Consider the following 16676-nt stretch of genomic DNA (forward strand, 5'->3'; position numbering starts at 1 on the left):
CCTGACGGAGGCCCGGCACGGGGCGTTTCCCCCACACGGGGGAAGCGCCCCGTGCTCATTCCGCCCCGGTCCGTGTGATCCACCCCATAGAATCGGACAAGACTCCGCGTCCGACGAGGGGATCAATGGGGACGCCTCAGCCTGCGGTGCACCGCACCATCGTCGCGGTCGACGTGGTCGCGTTCGGCGAGCGCAGCAGGCCCCAGCAGGACGTCATCCGGCGCGGCCTGTACAGCGCGCTGGAGCACGCGTTCGACGAGTGCGGCATCCCCTGGGGCGGCGACTGGCCCGGCACCTACCGGGAGGACCGCGGGGACGGGCTGTTCGTGCTGCTGCCGCCGGGGGTCGCCAAGCGCCGGGTGGTCAGCGCGCTGCTGCACCTGCTCGACGGCGAGCTGCGCCGGTACAACGCCATGCTGGTGCCGCAGGCGCGCATCCAGCTGCGCGCCGCGGTCACCGCGGGCGACGTGGCGCACGACGGCAACGGCGCGGTGGGCGCGGAGCTGGTGCTGGCGTTCCGGCTGCTGGACTCCGCGCCGCTGCGCGCCGAGCTGGCCCGCTCCGGGGCGGTGCTGGGGCTGGTGGTGTCGGACCGGTTCTTCGACGACGTGATCCGCGACGAGCCCGCGTGCGAGCCGGAGCTGTACCACCGGGTCGAGGTGGACCACAAGGAGGTGCACACCGCGGCGTGGCTGCGGCTGTACGGCGGCCCGGCGCGGGCGGAGCCCGCCGGGCCGCCGTGGTGGTCGCGGTTGCCGCGCCCGAAGCGGTCGGCCGTCCTGCTGGTGCTGCTGCTGGTCCTCCTGCTGCCCGGTGACGCGCTGCTGGCCGTGCCGCCCGCCGTGCCGCCATGTCCGGCCCCGGTGCAGCTCAACGTGCTCACCTCGGCGGAGAAGGCCACCGCGCTGCGCGGGCTGGCGGTGGACTTCGAGCGGGACTCGCGCGGGGTCGACGGCGACGAGCGCTGCCGCCTGGTCAACGTGCACGTCGGGGTGGACGGGTCGGCGCACGAGGTGGTGCGGGCGCTGAGCCGGGGCTGGCCGGACCAGGACCTGGCCGCGCGGGGACCGGAGCCGCACGTGTGGCTGCCGGACACCTCCTGGGAGGTGGCGGAGGTGGCCGCGGCGCTGCGGGCCGACGACCGCGACGTCCGGCTGGCCGACCGCGGGCCGGTGGCCTATTCGCCGCTGGTGCTGGGCGTGCCCGCGGCGGAGTGGTCGGGGTGGCCCGGCCAGGAGTTCCGCTGGCGCGACGTGCCCAACGCCCGGCTGCCGCTGGCCGGGGTGGACGCCCGGAGCACCGGCGCGGGCGCGGCGGCCGCGGCCGCGCTGGTGCACACCGCGCTGGGTGGTGCGAACACCGCCGCGCTGACGGGCGACGACGTGCCGCGCAGGCTGCGCGAGATCGCCCTGCGCACCGCCGGGGAACCCGCCCCCGCCTGCCCCTCGGCCGACCGGATGGTGCTGGCCTCGGAGAAGGCCGTGCTCAAGGACCATCCGTGCCTGAAGGTGCTCTACCCGTCGGAGGGCACGCTGCACCTGGACCACCCGTTCGTCGAGGTGCGGCGGACCAGCACGCCGCCCAACGAGCGCAGGCAGGCCGTGGTCGGCCGCTTCCTGGACTACCTGCGCGCGCCCTCGGCGCAGGGCACGTTCCGCTGGGAGGGCTTCCGGGACCTGAACTGGGTGCCGCCGTGGCGCGAGGACGTCCGGCCGGACAAACCCGCCCAGCTCGACGCGGCGGTGGACGTGGCGGCGGTGCGCGAGGCGTGGGAGTCCGCGCGCCGCGCGGTGGACGTGGTGCTCGCGGTGGACGGCTCGGCGAAGGCGGCGGAGCTGGCCGACCGGCTGGAGGAGCTGGTCGGCGGGCGGGGCGAGGTGCGCCGGCGGGAGTTCCCCGCCGACCGGCTGCCCTCGGCGGTGGCCGAGGCGGTGGCCGAGCGCGGCGCGGGCGTCCCGGTCGTCGTGCTGGTCGAGCGGCCCCGGCCGGTCTCGGAACCGCTGGAGCCCGTGCGCGGCCCGCCGGTGCGGGTGCACGGCGTCGGCTTCACCGCGGGCTCCTGCTCGGCGGTGACCCAGCTGGGCGCGATCAGAGCCGCCTACGGCGGCACTTGCTTCGACAGCACCGGGCACGACGTCCGAGTCGCGCTGGACCGCGTGGCGGGCGGGTTGTGGGGGAGCCGATGACGCGCGTGAGGACCGCACTGGCGGTGGTGGCGGTGGTCGTGGCGGCGGGCTGTGCGGAGCCGCGGCACGACCCGGAGAGCGATGGCACCGGGCCGATCACCTTCGTGGACAGCTCCGACAGCTCCGCCGGGCAGCGGATCGCCGACCTGGTCGAGCAGTGGAACGCGCGCAGCAGCTCGCGCGAGCAGGTGACGTTCGTCCGGATGCCCACGGCCACCGACGCCTACCGGGCCCAGCTCACCTCCAGGGCGCAGGACCTGGCGGCCGGGCGCGGCGGCCAGTACCAGTCGCAGTGCTACGACGTGGTCACCCTGGACGTGGTGTGGACCGCCGAGTTCGCCGACGCGGGCTTCCTGGAGCCGCTGGACCCGGCCGAGTTCGACGCCGGGTTCGACGGCGACCGGTTCCTGCCGTCGGCGGTGGAGTCGGTGCGCGCGGGGGGCCGGACGTGGGCGGTGCCATGGCGGGCCGACGCCGGGCTGCTCTACTACCGCGCCGACGTGCTGGCCAGGGAGGGGCTGGAGCCGCCCCGGACCTGGGAGGAGCTGGCCGCGCAGGCCCGCGCGGTCGCCCCGAAGCACGGCCTGGCCGGGTACGTGGGCCAGTTCCAGCAGTTCGAGGGGCTGGTCGTGAACGCGCTGGAGGCGGTGTGGGCGCACGGCGGCGACGCGCGGGACCTGGCCTCGCCGCAGGCCAAGGCCGGGGTGCGGATGCTCGCCGAGGGCGTCGAGCAGGGCTGGATACCGCGCGAGGCGCTGGACTACAGCGAGCAGGAGGGGCTCAGGGAGTTCCGCGAGGGACGGGTGCTGTTCATGCGCAACTGGCCCTACACGCGCCAGCTGTTCGCCGCGCCGGACTCGCCGGTGCGGGACGGGTTCGCCGTCACCGCGCTGCCCGGCGTCGACGCGCGGCCCGGTGTCAGCGCGCTGGGCGGCTGGAACCTGGCCGTGTCCCGGTGCTCGACCCGGCAGGCCACCGCGCGGGCCTTCATCCGGTTCCTGACCTCCGAGGCCAGCCAGCGCGAGCTGGCCGAGCAGGCGGGTTTCCCGCCCACCCTGCGGTCGCTGTACCAGGAGCCGGAGCTCAACGCGCGGCTGCCGCACCTGGGGGTGTTGCGGGCGAGCGTGGAGAACGCCCGCAACCGCCCCCAGTCCAAGCGCTACGACGAGCTGACCGGCGTGATGCAGCGGGCGCTGCACAACGCCCTGCGCAACCCCCGATCGGTCGACGCCGAACTGGACCGGCTGGCCGCCGACGTCGAGGACGTGCTCAGCGAGCGGTAGCGGCGGCGGCCACCGCCGAGCGCTTGGCCTCCCGGTTCCAGTCGATCCAGCCGCGCACGACCAGCACCGCGAACACGCCGTAGACCAGCGCGCTGAACCACAGCCCGGACTGGATCTGCAGCGGCACGCCGATCGCGTCCACCACCAGCCACACCAGCCAGAACTCGACCAGGCCCAGGCCCTGCAGGGCGAAGGCCAGCACGGTGCCGATGAAGATCGCCGCGTCCGGCCACGGCGCCCACGAGGCGTCCAGCGCGTCGAGCACCAGCGCGAACGCGACCGTGCCCACCACGAACGCGGCCGCCACGGCCAGCCGCTCGCGCGGGGTGCCCTTGCGCACCACGACGCCGAACGCGGGATCGCGCCTGCGCGTCCACGCCCACCAGCCGTACACCGTGATCGCCGCGATCACCACCTGCCGCGACGCGAGGCCGCCCAGCTGGGCCGAGGTGTAGACGACGAACAGCAGCGCCACCGACGCCAACTGCACCGGCCAGGTGATGATCGAGCGGCGCTGCGCGAAGAAGACCACCACCAGCGCGCCGACCTGGCCGATGAACTCGGCCCACGACACCTTCTGCCCGAGCAGTGAAAACCCGTGCTCCAACAACACGTGCACCGCGTCCTCCATCCCCGTTCCAGGGCATGGCGGGGCGGCGGACCGCCTGCGCGCCTCTCATCCGGACTTTCACCGTCGGCTCCGGAGTTCCACCGGATCAACCGCCTGGCGGCGGGTCGCGGGCTGTACCGCCGGTTCGGACTTTCACCGAGCCCCGGAGCGCATGTCTCTACTGCCGCAGAACATCGTCCCGCACGGACCTGTTCCCCCACCAGAGGTGACCTGGGGCACAGCGCCGGGCCGTCAGACGTCGCGGGACGGGATGCGCAACCCGATCGGCGGAGTCGGCGTGGCGTCCACCCGCACGGCCTCCCAGGACCGCGCCCCCGGCGCCTCGGCGTGCTTCGGGGGCGGCCCCACCTCCGCCGCCCGCTCCAGCCAGACCTCCCAGCGCTGCTGCATCGGGCGCACCAGGCCGCCACCGACCCCGACGACCACCACCCCCGCCACCGTGGCCAGCACGGCGATCAGCAGCGGGGTGGTCACCGACGCCGCGATGCCCAGCTGGTTCAGCGCCGCGACCACGCCCAGCGCCACCACGAAGCCGTGCGCGGCCACCGCCGCCGGCCTGGCCCCCGCGCGCCCGCCCAGCGCGCCCGCCACCAGGCGGCGCACCGCCCGCGCGACCGCCGCGGCGACCAGCACCAGCACCAGCGCCACCGCGACCCTCGGCAGGTAGGCGGTGATCGCGGCGACCAGCGCGCCGACCACGTCACCCGCGCCGAACAGCTCGAAGGCCAGCTGCAGGGCGATCAGCAGGACGAAGTAGTGCGCCAGCTTGGCCAGCAACGCCCTGGGCTCGACCGGGACGTGCGCCAGCGCGCCGCGCAACCCGGACCGGTCCACCAGGCGGTCGAAGCCCACCCGCTGCAGCAGGAAACCGACCAGCCTGGCCACGGCCACCGCCACCAGCCACCCCACCAGCAGCACCAGCAGGAAGCCGACCAGCCTGGGCACGAACGTCGCCGTGGCGGTCCACGCCTGGCCGATCCCGTCAGTGATCCGCGAGCCCACGACTCCTCCAGGCGGTGTCCGCGCGATGCCGTCGCGGCGATCCTTTCCCGCCCCCCGCACCCCGGCAACCCGAATCCGTGGCACGAAAGGGTGACTGACGTGGCGCTCCGCCGCGCGACGGTCCAGAGTGGAGGGACCGGTGGGGACCGGGGAGAGGAGAACGCCCGGCGCGCACGACGCGCCGGGCGTTCTCGCGTTCGACGGCCGCGCCTCCGGTGCGTCGGCAAGTACTACCGGGGGCGGCGGCGAGGGCCGTTCGCCACTACCCGGCGTTGTCCGGGCCGGGTGTCACGCCGATGCGCAGTCCGTCCAGGTAGGACTGGACCTCCTGGGCGGAGGACGTCGCCGTGGGGGCGGGGCGGGGGGTGCCCTGGCAGGTGGCGCTGCTGGGCGGCAGCACGCCGTCGACCAGGTAGCGGTCCACCAGCTTGTCCACGCACGGGTTGCCGGTGCCGTAGAGGCCGTGCCTGCCCTCGTCCAGCACGGTGATCAGGTTGTGGCTCAGCCGGGTGGCCATGGCGGGGCCGCTCTCGTACTGCGTCTGGGTGTCGCCCTCGGCCTGCACGACCACGCCCACCTGGTAGCCGTCGCGCTTGAGCTCCACGGCGGGCTCGGGCGGGGTGAACGAGCGGAAGGCGCAGGTGGTGGGCGCGGCCCGGAGCACGCCGTAGCCGTACGGGTAGCGCTCGCGGAAGATGCGCATGTCCTCGAAGTAGGTGGCCACGTCGGTCGGCCAGTCCACCTCGCAGGTGACCGTGTCGAAGACCCCGGAGCGCAGCTCCTGGCGGGCCGCCAGCGCCATGGCCTCGCTGGTCTCGGCGGGCCCGCCCGCCTTGAGCCGCATGACCACCTTCGCCAGCTCCGACCACAGTGGACGGTAGCGGGCGCCGACCCCGACCGAGCCGTCGAACACCGTGCGGGTCTGCTCCCCCACCGGCTTGACCGCCAGCGCGGCGGCCACCGCCTCGACGGTGTCGAGCACCTGCGCGGCCGTGCCGCCGAGGCCGAAGACGGCGTCGTGCTGGGCCGCCCACGCGGCCCACACCTCGACGTTGCGCCGGTAGGCCACCGCCTGGGCGCGGAACTGCTCGCGCCACACCCACTCCGGGTGCACCGCCGAGTCCAGCACGCTGCGGCCCATCCGCTGCGGGAACAGGCTGCCGTAGACCGCGCCGAGGTAGGTGCCGTAGGAGTAGCCCAGGTAGTTCAGCTTCTCCTCGCCGAGCACCGCGCGCACCACGTCCATGTCCCGCGCGGTGTTGGCGGTGTTGATGAACGGCCGGATGCCGCCCGCGCTGCGGCGGCAGGCGTCCTCGGCGGCGCGCGCCTCGGCCGCCCACTTCGGGAAGTCGGCGTCGGTCGGCCGGGTGTCGGCGGTGGCCAGGTCCGGCACCGCCTGGCAGGTCAGCGCGGTGGAGCCGCCGACGCCGCGCGGGTCGAACCCGATCACGTCGTAGACCTCGGCGGCGCCGGTGCGGGCCAGGTGGGTCGGCATGTTCATGCCGGAGCCGCCCGGCCCGCCGGGGTTGACCACCAGGATGCCGCGGCGGCGGGCCTGGTCGGTGGCCTTGCGGCGGCTGATGTCGACCGAGATCCGGTCCTCCTGGGGCCGCCGGTAGTCCAGCGGCAGCACCAGGGTGGCGCACTCCAGCCCGTCCCGGCACGGCGTCCAGCTCAGCTGCTGGCCGTGGAACTCGGCCAGCGGGTCCGGGTCGGCGGACGAGGGCGCGGCGGTGGCCGCCACCGCGGCGACCACCAGTCCGACTGACACGTACCTGCGCAAGGGCTCCTCCAGGTGGCTCGCGGGACCGGGGTGCTCCGAACCTAGGGGGAGCGCGCCCGCGCTTCAGGCTGAGTCACTCCTTCGGGTCGTCCACCGGGCGACGTGCGAAGGTGGGGGGTATGAGCAGCTCAGCCGCCTCGTCCCGGACCACCCTGTCCCGGACCACCCTGCGCGACCTGCGGCGCGCCTCGGGCGACCTGGCGGCGGCCGCCGTGGCCGAGATGGAGCGGCGGCTGCCCTGGTTCCGCCGGATGCCCGCCGACCAGCGAGCCAGCGTGCTGATGCTGATCCAGAGCGGGGTCAACGGCTTCGTCTCCTGGCTGCACGACCCGCAGCAGGCGATCAAGCTGACCGCGGAGGCGTTCCGGTCCGCGCCCAAGGACATCTCCCGGTGGGTCAGCCTGCGCCAGACCGTGGAGCTGGTGCGCATCGCGCTGGAGCTGTTCGAGCAGCGGCTGCCGCAGGTGGCCGCCGACGAGGCCGAGCGCGCGCTGCTCACCGAGGGCGTGCTGCGCTACGGGCGGGAGATCGCCTTCTCCGCGGCGACCTCCTACGCCGCCGCGGCCGAGGCGCGCGGCGCGTGGGACGCCCGGCTGGAGGCGCTGGTGGTCGACGGCATCGTGCGCGGCGACGCCGAGGAGTCCCTGCTGTCCCGCGCCACCGCGCTGGGCTGGGACCCGGCCGCCGAGGCGACCGTGCTGGTGGGCAACCCGCCGTCGGACGACCCGCCCGCGGTGGTGTTCGAGGTGCGCAGCCGGGCCGCGCGCAGCGGGCGCCAGGTGCTGCTGAGCGTGCAGGGCTCGCGGCTGGTGGTGGTGCTGGGCGGGGAGTCGGGCGGGGACGTGCTCGGCCGCATCTCCGAGGCGTTCGGGGCGGGTCCGGTGGTGGCCGGGCCCACGGTGGGCAGCCTGGCCGAGGCGCACCGCAGCGCGGGCGACGCGCTGTCCGGGCTGCGCGCGGTGGTCGGCTGGCCCGCCGCCCCGCGCCCGGTGCGGTCGCTGGACCTGCTGCCCGAGCGGGCGCTGGCGGGCGACCCGGAGGCGGAGTGGCAGCTGGTGGACCGCATCGCCCGGCCGCTGGAGGACGCGGGCGGCTCGCTGCTGGAGACGGTGGACGCGTTCCTGGAGGTGGGCGGGGTGCTGGAGGCCTGCGCCCGCAAGCTGTTCGTGCACCCGAACACCGTCCGCTACCGGCTGCGCCGGGCGACCGAGCTGACCGGGCGCAACGCCAACGACCCGCGCGACGCGCTGGTGCTGCGGGTGGCGCTGTCGGTGGGCAGGCTGGCCCGCGCCCGCGGCCTGTGGTGAGAACCACAAGCGCTGCACCGGACCGGTATGGGCGCTTTCCGACAACACCTGACGTCCTTCGACGTTCATCGCCGAGTCGCGATTGTCGGAACCCTACAAACCGAGTCCTGTCGTTTCGTGTGCGGCGGCATCCCGGCGGACGCCGGTCACCGTGTTCAGTGAGCGGGTGATCGCGCTCCTCGCCCCCGGACAGGGGTCCCAGGCACCCGGAATGCTCACCCCCTGGCTCGACGTCGAGGGGGCGCGCGAGCGTGTCGAGGCGTGGTCGCAGACCACCGGGCTGGACCTGGTGCGGCTGGGCACGACGGCCGAGGCCGAGGAGATCAAGGACACCGCGATCACCCAGCCGCTGGTGGTGGCGCTGGCCCTGCTGGCGTTCGAGGAGCTGCGCCGCCGGGTCGAGCTGCCCTCGGACACCGTGGTGGCCGGGCACTCCGTCGGCGAGCTGGCCGCCGCCGCCGTCGCGGGTGCGCTCAGCTGCGACGACGCCGTGGCGCTCGCCGCGGTGCGCGGCGCCGAGATGGCCGCCGCCTGCGCGCTGACGCCCACCGGCATGGCCGCGGTGCTGGGCGGCGAGCAGGACGAGGTGCTGGCCCGCCTGGCCGAGCTGGGCCTGGTCGGCGCCAACCGCAACGGCGCGGGCCAGATCGTGGCCGCCGGTCCGCTGGCGGCGCTGGACGAGTTGGCCGAGCAGCCCCCCGAGCGCGCCAAGGTGCGCAAGCTCCAGGTCGCGGGCGCGTTCCACACCGAGTACATGGCCCCGGCCCAGGAGGCGCTGCGCGCCCGCGCCGAGGGCGTCGTGGTCAAGGACCCGGTGCTGCCGCTGCTGTCCAACGCCGACGGCGCGGTGCTGACCGACGGCGACGAGGTGCTGCGCAGGCTCGTCTCCCAGGTGACCCGCCCGGTGCGGTGGGACTCCTGCCAGGCGGCGATGGCCGCGCGCGGGGTGACCGCCGTGGTCGAGCTGCCGCCCGCAGGCACGCTGACCGGACTGGCCAAGCGCGAGCTGAAGGGCACCCCCGCGGTGGCGATGAAGACCCCCGAGCACGTCGACCAGGTCGTCGAGCTGATCAGCGCGAACCGGACGGAGGCCGACGCGTGAGCACCTTCGCCACCCCCGCCGGTCGCGCGGGCACCCGCATCGTGGGCCTGGGCAGCTACCAGCCCGACACCGTGGTCAGCAACCACGACCTGGCCCAGCGCATGGAGACCTCCGACGAGTGGATCCGCGAGCGGGTGGGCATCGTCAACCGCCGCTTCGCCCGGCCCGAGGAGAAGCTGGTCGACATGGCCGTGGAGGCGGGCGCCAAGGCCGTCGCCGACGCGGGCCTGTCCCCCTCGGACATCGGCGCGGTCGTGGTCGCCACCTGCACCATGCCCTCGCCGATCCCCAACGCCGCGGCGCAGGTCGCCGACCGGATCGGGGTCAAGGCCGCCCCGGCGTTCGACCTCAACGCCGCCTGCGCGGGCTTCTGCTACGCCCTGGGCACCGCCTCGGACATGGTCCGCAGCGGCAGCGCGGACCACGTGCTGGTGATCGGCGCGGAGAAGCTCACCGACTGGGTGGACCCGGTGGACCGGTCCACCGCGATCATCTTCGCCGACGGCGCGGGCGCCGCGGTGGTGGGACCGGCCGACGAGCCCGGCATCGGCCCGGTGGCCTGGGGCAGCGCGGGCGACCTGGTCGACACCATCCACATCGCCGACCGCAACTCGTTCATCTTCCAGGAGGGCCAGTCGGTGTTCCGCTGGGCCACCACCCAGATCGCGCCGGTCGCCCAGCGGGCGGTCGAGGCGGCGGGCCTGACGCTGTCCGACGTGGACGTGTTCGTGCCGCACCAGGCGAACCTGCGCATCATCGAGGCCATCGCCAAGAGGCTGCGCGCCAACGGCGCGCGCGAGGACATGCTCGTCGCGCGCGACATCGTGGAATCGGGCAACACCTCGTCCGCGTCGATCCCGCTCGCCATGGACCACATGCGCGCGGCGGGCCAGATCTCCAGCGGGGACGTGGCACTGCTGGTCGGCTTCGGCGCCGGGCTGTCCTACGCGGGACAGGTCGTCCGTTGCCCGTGACACATCAAGACCCCGGTGGGACAGCCCAGCCGGCGGAGCGTGGAGAAGGAAGGGACTTCCAGTGAGCAACGAGGACATCCAGAAGGGGCTCGCCGAGATCGTCGAGGAGGTCGCGGGGGTGGCGGCCGACGACGTGACCGCCGACAAGTCCTTTGTGGACGACCTGGACATCGACTCGCTGTCCATGGTGGAGATCGCGGTTCAGGCCGAGGACAAGTTCGGCGTCAAGATCCCCGACGACGAGCTGGCCAACCTCAAGACCGTGGGCGATGCGGTGAAGTACATCGCCGCCAGCGCATGACCACTGGCAACGACGTCGTCGTCACCGGGCTGGGTGCCACCACCCCGCTCGGTGGCGACGTCACTTCCACCTGGGACGCCCTGCTGGCGGGCCGCAGCGGTGTCAAGCCGATCACGGCCGACTTCGTGGAGCGGTTCGAGCTGCCGGTGAAGATCGCCGCGCAGCTGGCGGTCGAGCCGACCGACGTGCTGCCCAGGGTCGAGGCGCGCAGGCTGGACCGGTGCGAGCAGGTCGCGGTGGTCGCCGCCCGGCAGGCGTGGGCCGACGCGGGCCTGGGCGAGGACGGCGTGGACCCCGAGCGGCTCGGCGTGGTGGTCGGCACCGGTATCGGCGGCGCGATGACGCTGCTCAACCAGGACGACCTGATCGAGTCCGCGGGCCTGCGCAAGGTCTCGCCGCTGACCGTGCCGATGCTGATGCCCAACGGCCCGGCCGCGCACGTGGGCCTGGACCTCAAGGCCCGCGCGGGCGTGCACGCGCCGGTGTCGGCGTGCGCCTCGGGCGCGGAGGCGCTGGCGTGGGCGTGGCGGATGCTCAGGTCGGGAGAGGCCGACGTGGTCGTGGCCGGCGGCGCCGAGGCGTGCATCACCACCATCACCATGGCGGGCTTCATCCAGGCGCGGACCATGAGCACCCGCAACGACGACCCCGAGAGGGCTTCCCGCCCGTTCGACGTCGACCGGGACGGCTTCGTGCTCGGCGAGGGCGCCGGGATCATGGTGCTGGAGCGCGAGGAGTTCGCCAGGGCGCGCGGCGCGCGCGTCTACGGCAGGCTCGCGGGCATCGGCACCAGCTCCGACGGCCACCACATCACCGCGGCCGACCCGGAGGGCCTCGGCCAGTCCAGGGCCATCGCCGCGGCGATGCGCAACGCGGGTGTGGACCCCGCCGACGTCGGCCACGTGAACTGCCACGCCACGTCCACCCCGGTGGGCGACGTGATCGAGCCGCTGGCCGTGCGCCGGGCCATCGGCGAGCACCCGGTGCTCACCGCGCCCAAGGGCAACCACGGCCACCTGCTCGGCGCGTCCGGCGCGGTGGAGGCGATCACCACGCTGCTCTCGGTCCGGGACGGCATCGTGCCGCCGACGCTGAACCTGGTCAACCAGGACCCCAGGGTGGACCTGGAGGTGGTCACCGGCGAGCCGCGCAAGATCGACCTGGTCGCCGCGGTGAACAACTCGTTCGGGTTCGGCGGGCACAACGTCTCGCTGGTCTTCACCCAGGCCTGACCTCCCACGCCACCGAGGAGGGGGCCGCCCGGACCGGGCGGCCCCCTCCTCGCGTCAGCAGGGCTGGAGCTGGGAGGAGGAGCCGTTGACGCCCACCGAGTCCACCCGCAGCTCCCCGCCCTCCTCCTTGAGGGGGTAGACCACGCGCCAGCGGATGCAGTCGGACTGCATGCCGACCGGGGCCTTGGCGATGTCCTGGACGCTGGTGAACGTCATGAGCACGCGCAGCCTGCCGTCGGCGGCGCTCTCCACCCGGTGCACCAGGATGGTGCCGTCGCGGGTGCTCTCGTAGTCCGACATCCACAGCGAGCGCGGAGTGGTGGTGGAGCGCTCGGCGGTGACGGTGCGGCTCCACCGGTCGTAGTCGTGAGCGTTGATCGCGTCGAAGAACTCCTGGAGCACCGTCCGCACGCGGGCGCCGTCGGGGTGCTGCGCGGCGTCCACGGACAGCCGCACGGTGGAGTCGCCGGGCTGGGCGCTGCGCGGCACGGAGCTGGGCGCGGAGCTGGGCACCGCGATCTGGTCGGCCTTGGCCACGGCGGGGCGGTGGTAGAGGTCCCTGGCGAGCAGCCCGACGCCGACCGAGGCGGCGGCGACCACGAGCACCACGGGCAGCAGCAGGCGGGGCGACACGCGACGAGGGTGCCACAGCGCCCGCGCCCGGCGCAGCCGACCCGGCGCGACGTCTCCGCGAGCAGGACCACCCGGTTCCGGGCGCTAATTTTCGACACTCCCCCGGACGTACTCGGAACCGAATGGTGCCGTTTCCCCCCAATAACCCCGCGGACCCACTGACAGTAGCTTTCCGGACGGCCGCGCAGCGGGTGCCGTTGAATCCGCAGATGAGCCGCGCGCACGCCGCTGAACTGAACAGTGCCGTTTAGCGGACGAACATCTTTTTCACCTGTCCGATATGCTTTAAACACCTCTTTCGAGTGATCGGCACACCGTGTGCAACACCGACAGTAGGAGTTGACCCCGCTCATCCCGCCCTAACGGTTGGGAAAACTTCCCCTGGTTGGCGGATTGGCCAAGCAGGCTGCGACGTGCGGAAATATGCCGGTCGAAAGTCGAGGGAGGCGAATCCCGATGGATCTCCGCTACGAGGCTTACTGCTTCGCGGACCGTCACTTCTATGACGTGCAAAGTCCGTCGGAAACCGCTGACGACGATTTCTCGCACATCCTCCCGGCCCTGCCGGAAGGCTGGACCCAGACCGATAAGAACATCTGGCGGCACCTGCACCCGGACGGCGTCCGACTGCCGAAGCAGGGCTGGAAGATCCACGTTTCGGCGACCGTGCTCAACGCCGCGCAAGTGCTCCTGGAGACCTTCGAGCACCTGGTCCCGAAGCGAATTCCTTTCAAGTACCTGCGCACCCGGTCGATCGTGCTGGCGCGCAACTCGAAATACGCGCCGAGGGAGGGCAGCGGCAAGCTGATCACCGTCTACCCTGCCGACGAGGCGGAGCTGGAGAGCACGCTGCGCGAGCTGTCCGAGGTCCTGCGGGGCCAGGCAGGCCCCTACATCCTCAGCGACCTGCGCTACGGGACGGGCCCGCTGCACGTGCGCTACGGCGGGTTCGTCGAGCAGTGGCTGGAGGAGGACGGCAAGCGGGTGCTGGCCATCGAGGGCCCGGACGGCGCGCTGGTCCCGGACCGCCGCAAGCCGACGTTCTCCACCCCCGACTGGGTGTCCCTGCCCGCCTGCCTGGAGCCGCACCTGGCCGCGCGCCGCGCGGGGGACGCGGGCTCGTTCCCGTACGACGTGCTGAGCTCGCTGCACTTCTCCAACGGCGGCGGCGTGTACCTGGCCGAGCGCGAGTCCGACGGCGCGCGGGTGGTGCTCAAGGAGGCCAGGCCGCACGCGGGCCTGGACCGGGACAACGTCGACGCGGTCGCCCGGCTGGTCCGCGAGCACCGGGTGCTGACCCGCCTGGCCGGGGTGCCCGGCGTGCCGTCGGTGCTCGACCGGTTCACCGCCTGGGAGCACGAGTTCGTCGCCATGAGCCACGTGCCTGGCATCCCGCTGGGCCAGTGGCTGGGCCGGCACTACCCGCTGACCCACCACCGGGTCGACGAGCAGGCGCTGGCCGCCTACGCGCAGCGCGCGCTCAAGCTGGTCGGCGAGGTCGAGCGGATTCTCGCCGCGGTGCACGAGCGCGGTGTGGTGTTCGGCGACCTGCACCCGCTCAACGTGCTGGTGGACACCGACGACTCGGTGTCGCTGATCGACTTCGAGCTGGCCTCCGGGATCGAGGAGGGCCGCAGGCCGACGCTGGGCGCGCCGGGCTTCCAGGCCCCACCGGACCGCGAGGGCTTCGAGATCGACGAGCACGCGCTGGCCGCGCTGCGCCTCTACGTCTTCCTGCCGCTCAACGCGGTGGTCGAGCTCTCGCCGGTGAAGCTGCGCTCGCACGTGGCGTTCATCGAGCAGCGGTTCGGGCTGCCCCGCGAGTACTGCGCCCGCATCGTGGAGGTGCTCGAACCCAGGGACGCCGCGCCCAGGGGGCCTGCGGTCACCCCGCTGGACGAGCCGGAGCCGGACTGGGCGGTGGTGCGCAAGTCCATCGCCGCGGCGATCCTGGCCAGCGCCACGCCGCACCGCCACGACCGGCTGTTCCCCGGCGACGTGGAGCAGTTCGAGGTCGGCGGCGCGTGCTTCGCCTACGGCGCGGCGGGCGTGCTGCACGCCCTGGACGTCGCGGGCCAGGGCCGCTACCCCGAGCACGAGCGGTGGCTGCTGGAGGCGGTGCGCCGCGACCCGCCCAAGGAACCCGGCTTCTTCACCGGCGCGCACGGCATCGCGCACGTGCTGGAGAACCTCGGCCACCACGACCTGGCGGGCGAGCTGGTCGACTCCTACGCCGCGCTGCTGCCGGGCACGCGGGACCACGGGCTCGCCTCGGGCCTGTCCGGCATCGCGCTGAACCTGCTGCACTTCGCCGACTCGCGGGGCGAGCAGGCGCACGCCGCGCGGGCGGTCGAGCTGGGCGAGCGGCTGGCCACCGCGCTGGCGCAGGCCGCGCCGCCCGGCGGCAAGGCCAGGGCGGGTCTGCTGCACGGCTGGTCGGGGCCCGCGCTGCTGTTCACCCGGCTGTTCGAGCACACCGGCGAGCGGCGCTGGCTGGACCTGGCCGAACGCGCCGTCGAGCGCGACCTGGCCGAGACGATGACCGCGCTGGACGGCTCGACGCAGGTGCGCGACGGCAACTTCCGCACGCTGCCCTACGTGGGCGTCGGCAGCGCGGGCATCGCGCTGGCGCTCAACGAGCTGGCCGTGGTCGCGCCGGACCGGCCGGTCGTCGGGCGGCTGCCCGAGCTGGTGGACGCCTGCACCGGCGAGTTCGTCATCCACCCCGCGCTCGCGCTGGGCCGGGCGGGCCTGCTGGCCGCGCTGGTGCACGCGGGCGGACCGCGCGCCGCGGTCGACAAGCACCTGTCCGCCCTGGCCTGGCACGCCGTGCCGCACCAGGGCGGGGTGGCCTTCCCCGGCATCCAGTTGCGACGGCTGTCGATGGACCTCGAAACCGGTGGCGCGGGCGTGCTGCTCGCCATCGCCGCCGCCGTGGACGGAGTCCCCGCGCTGCCGTTCCTCAGAGCTCCGGCCCGCACGGGCCGGTGGGCACAACCCCGTTCGATCCCCGAGAAGGAGTAGTCATGGAGTTCATCCTCGACCTGCAGGACCTCGAGGTCCCCGAGGCCCAGTCCAACGCGATGGCCAGCGGCGGCAGCAGCGGCGGCGGCGGCAGCACCACCGCCTCCAACGCGAGCCTGCTGCTGCCCTGCAGCCACTCCACCGTGAGCCTGCTGATCTGCTGAAAGCCCTGAAGAGGGCCTCCCGTTGAGCGGCGCAGGCGAAGTGCGCCGCTCAACGGGCCACGCAGAGGGTCCGACGGCACCCACCGACTCCACTCGGTGGGGCCGTCGGGCCCTCGCCCCATGATGCGCCCACTTCCCTGGAGGACGGAATGCTGCTCCACACCGTTGTGCGCCGCGACCCGCGGTGGCTCCTGCTGGGGATCAACGCCCTGGTCGCCACCACGGCGGGGCTGCTGCTGCCCACCGCGCTGGCGCGGGCGGTGGACGCGGCGCTGACCGGGCGGCTGGACGCGGGCACCGTGCTGGCGCTCGCGGGCCTGGCGGGCACCGAGCTGGTGGGCGACGCCGTCGGCGTCGTGCTGGCCGCGTCGCTGACCGCGCGCGGGGCGAGCTGGTTGCGGCGGCGGCTGGCCGACCACCTGCTGGCGCTGGGGCACCCGTCGCCGTTCGCCGCAGGGGACGCGGTGAGCAGGCTGACCGGGGACAGCGCCATCGCGGGCGGGGCGGCGGTGCTGCTGGTGAACCTGGGCATCACGGTGCTCACCGCGGCGGGCGCGGTGCTGGCGCTGGCGCTGCTGGACTGGCGGCTGGCGGCGGTGTTCCTGCTCAGCGTGCCGCCCGCGCTGCTGCTGGTGCGCTCGCACCTGCGGCTGACCGCCGAGGACGTGGCGGCCTACCAGGAGGTCTCCGGCGAGCTGTCGGCCCGGCTGGTGGACGCGGTCGGCGGGCTGCGCACGATCGCCGCGGCGGGCGCGGCCGACCAGGAGGCGCACCGGGTGCTGCGGCCGCTGCCCCGGCTGGCGCTGGCGGGCGTGGGCATGTGGCGCACCCAGGCGCGGATGATCTGGCGGGCCGGGTTGCTGCTGCCCGCGGTGGAGCTGGCGGTGCTGACCGCCGCCGGGTTCGGCGTGGTGGCGGGGCGGCTGAGCGTCGGCGACGTGCTGGCCGCGCTGGGCTACGTGGCGCTGGGCATGGCCGTGGTCGGGCAGGCGGCGGTGCTGACCGCGCTGGAACGCGCCCGCGCGAGCGCGCGACGGCTGGAGGAGGTGCTGGC

The 16676-nt window shown here is 74.1% G+C and carries 14 protein-coding genes and 1 riboswitch; of the genes, 10 read left to right on the top strand and 4 right to left on the bottom strand.

The genetic code is table 11. The features are described 5' to 3' along the window. Window positions 1-125 precede the first annotated feature (125 nt). Both IEZ00_RS05620 and IEZ00_RS05625 read left to right on the top strand, forming a co-directional pair. Entirely contained in the window at window positions 126-2186 is a 2061-nt protein-coding gene (locus IEZ00_RS05620) for a substrate-binding domain-containing protein (RefSeq protein WP_189221989.1), read from the top strand. 5 nt (window positions 2187-2191) lie between these two features. Beyond that, window positions 2192-3469, top strand: coding sequence for an ABC transporter substrate-binding protein (locus tag IEZ00_RS05625; protein ID WP_189221990.1), 1278 nt, complete (start codon window positions 2192-2194; stop codon window positions 3467-3469). On the opposite strand, the gene pnuC is transcribed toward IEZ00_RS05625, so the two are convergent. From pnuC to IEZ00_RS05640, 3 genes are all read right to left on the bottom strand, one after another. After that, the gene (pnuC, locus tag IEZ00_RS05630) at window positions 3456-4088 is read right to left on the bottom strand and encodes a nicotinamide riboside transporter PnuC (protein WP_189221991.1); all 633 of its coding nucleotides are present in this window, start codon (window positions 4086-4088) and stop codon (window positions 3456-3458) included. The two genes, IEZ00_RS05625 and pnuC, sit on opposite strands and share 14 nt — an antisense overlap. A 45-nt stretch (window positions 4089-4133) precedes the next feature. After that, window positions 4134-4254, bottom strand: a riboswitch (FMN riboswitch). A 77-nt stretch (window positions 4255-4331) separates the two neighbouring features. Further along, complete coding sequence (locus tag IEZ00_RS05635) at window positions 4332-5102, bottom strand: mechanosensitive ion channel family protein (protein WP_189221992.1); 771 nt, start codon at window positions 5100-5102, stop codon at window positions 4332-4334. A gap of 262 nt (window positions 5103-5364) precedes the next feature. Continuing rightward, a complete protein-coding gene (locus IEZ00_RS05640; RefSeq protein WP_229795117.1) occupies window positions 5365-6885 on the bottom strand; it encodes an alpha/beta fold hydrolase in 1521 nt (506 codons plus the stop codon). 119 nt (window positions 6886-7004) lie between these two features. On the opposite strand from IEZ00_RS05640, the gene IEZ00_RS05645 reads away from it, so the two are divergent. The 5 genes from IEZ00_RS05645 to IEZ00_RS05665 all read left to right on the top strand — a co-directional run bounded on the left by IEZ00_RS05645 (window position 7005) and on the right by IEZ00_RS05665 (window position 11801). Further along, window positions 7005-8192, top strand: a complete 1188-nt coding sequence (locus IEZ00_RS05645; RefSeq protein WP_189221993.1) for a PucR family transcriptional regulator — start codon at window positions 7005-7007, stop codon at window positions 8190-8192. Window positions 8193-8343: 151 nt separating this feature from the next. After that, complete coding sequence (locus IEZ00_RS05650) at window positions 8344-9294, top strand: ACP S-malonyltransferase (RefSeq protein WP_276530098.1); 951 nt, start codon at window positions 8344-8346, stop codon at window positions 9292-9294. Then, complete coding sequence (locus tag IEZ00_RS05655; protein ID WP_189221995.1) at window positions 9291-10268, top strand: beta-ketoacyl-ACP synthase III; 978 nt, start codon at window positions 9291-9293, stop codon at window positions 10266-10268. Before IEZ00_RS05650 ends, IEZ00_RS05655 begins: the two co-directional genes overlap by 4 nt. Window positions 10269-10329: 61 nt before the next feature. Beyond that, complete coding sequence (locus IEZ00_RS05660; protein WP_189221996.1) at window positions 10330-10569, top strand: acyl carrier protein; 240 nt, start codon at window positions 10330-10332, stop codon at window positions 10567-10569. Beyond that, on the top strand, window positions 10566-11801 hold the full coding sequence (locus IEZ00_RS05665; protein WP_189221997.1) for a beta-ketoacyl-[acyl-carrier-protein] synthase family protein: 1236 nt from the start codon (window positions 10566-10568) through the stop codon (window positions 11799-11801). The genes IEZ00_RS05660 and IEZ00_RS05665 overlap by 4 nt, the downstream gene beginning before the upstream one ends. A gap of 54 nt (window positions 11802-11855) precedes the next feature. Here the strand turns inward: IEZ00_RS05665 and IEZ00_RS05670 are convergent, their stop codons facing one another. After that, a complete protein-coding gene (locus tag IEZ00_RS05670) occupies window positions 11856-12434 on the bottom strand; it encodes a hypothetical protein (protein WP_189221998.1) in 579 nt (192 codons plus the stop codon). Between the two features lie 456 nt (window positions 12435-12890). Between IEZ00_RS05670 and lanKC the strand changes: the two genes are divergently transcribed. The 3 genes from lanKC to IEZ00_RS36255 all read left to right on the top strand — a co-directional run. After that, a complete protein-coding gene (gene lanKC / locus IEZ00_RS05675; protein WP_189221999.1) occupies window positions 12891-15458 on the top strand; it encodes a class III lanthionine synthetase LanKC in 2568 nt (855 codons plus the stop codon). Between the two features lie 2 nt (window positions 15459-15460). Next, window positions 15461-15622 (top strand): SapB/AmfS family lanthipeptide, encoded by a 162-nt coding sequence (locus IEZ00_RS05680; RefSeq protein WP_189222000.1) that lies wholly within the window; start codon window positions 15461-15463, stop codon window positions 15620-15622. 149 nt (window positions 15623-15771) lie between these two features. Further along, window positions 15772-16676: ABC transporter transmembrane domain-containing protein (locus IEZ00_RS36255; protein ID WP_229795119.1), on the top strand; the 905-nt coding region annotated here is incomplete at its 3' end.

Origin of the sequence: Saccharothrix coeruleofusca, assembly GCF_014648515.1 — a bacterium.
Lineage (GTDB): Bacteria > Actinomycetota > Actinomycetes > Mycobacteriales > Pseudonocardiaceae > Actinosynnema > Actinosynnema coeruleofuscum.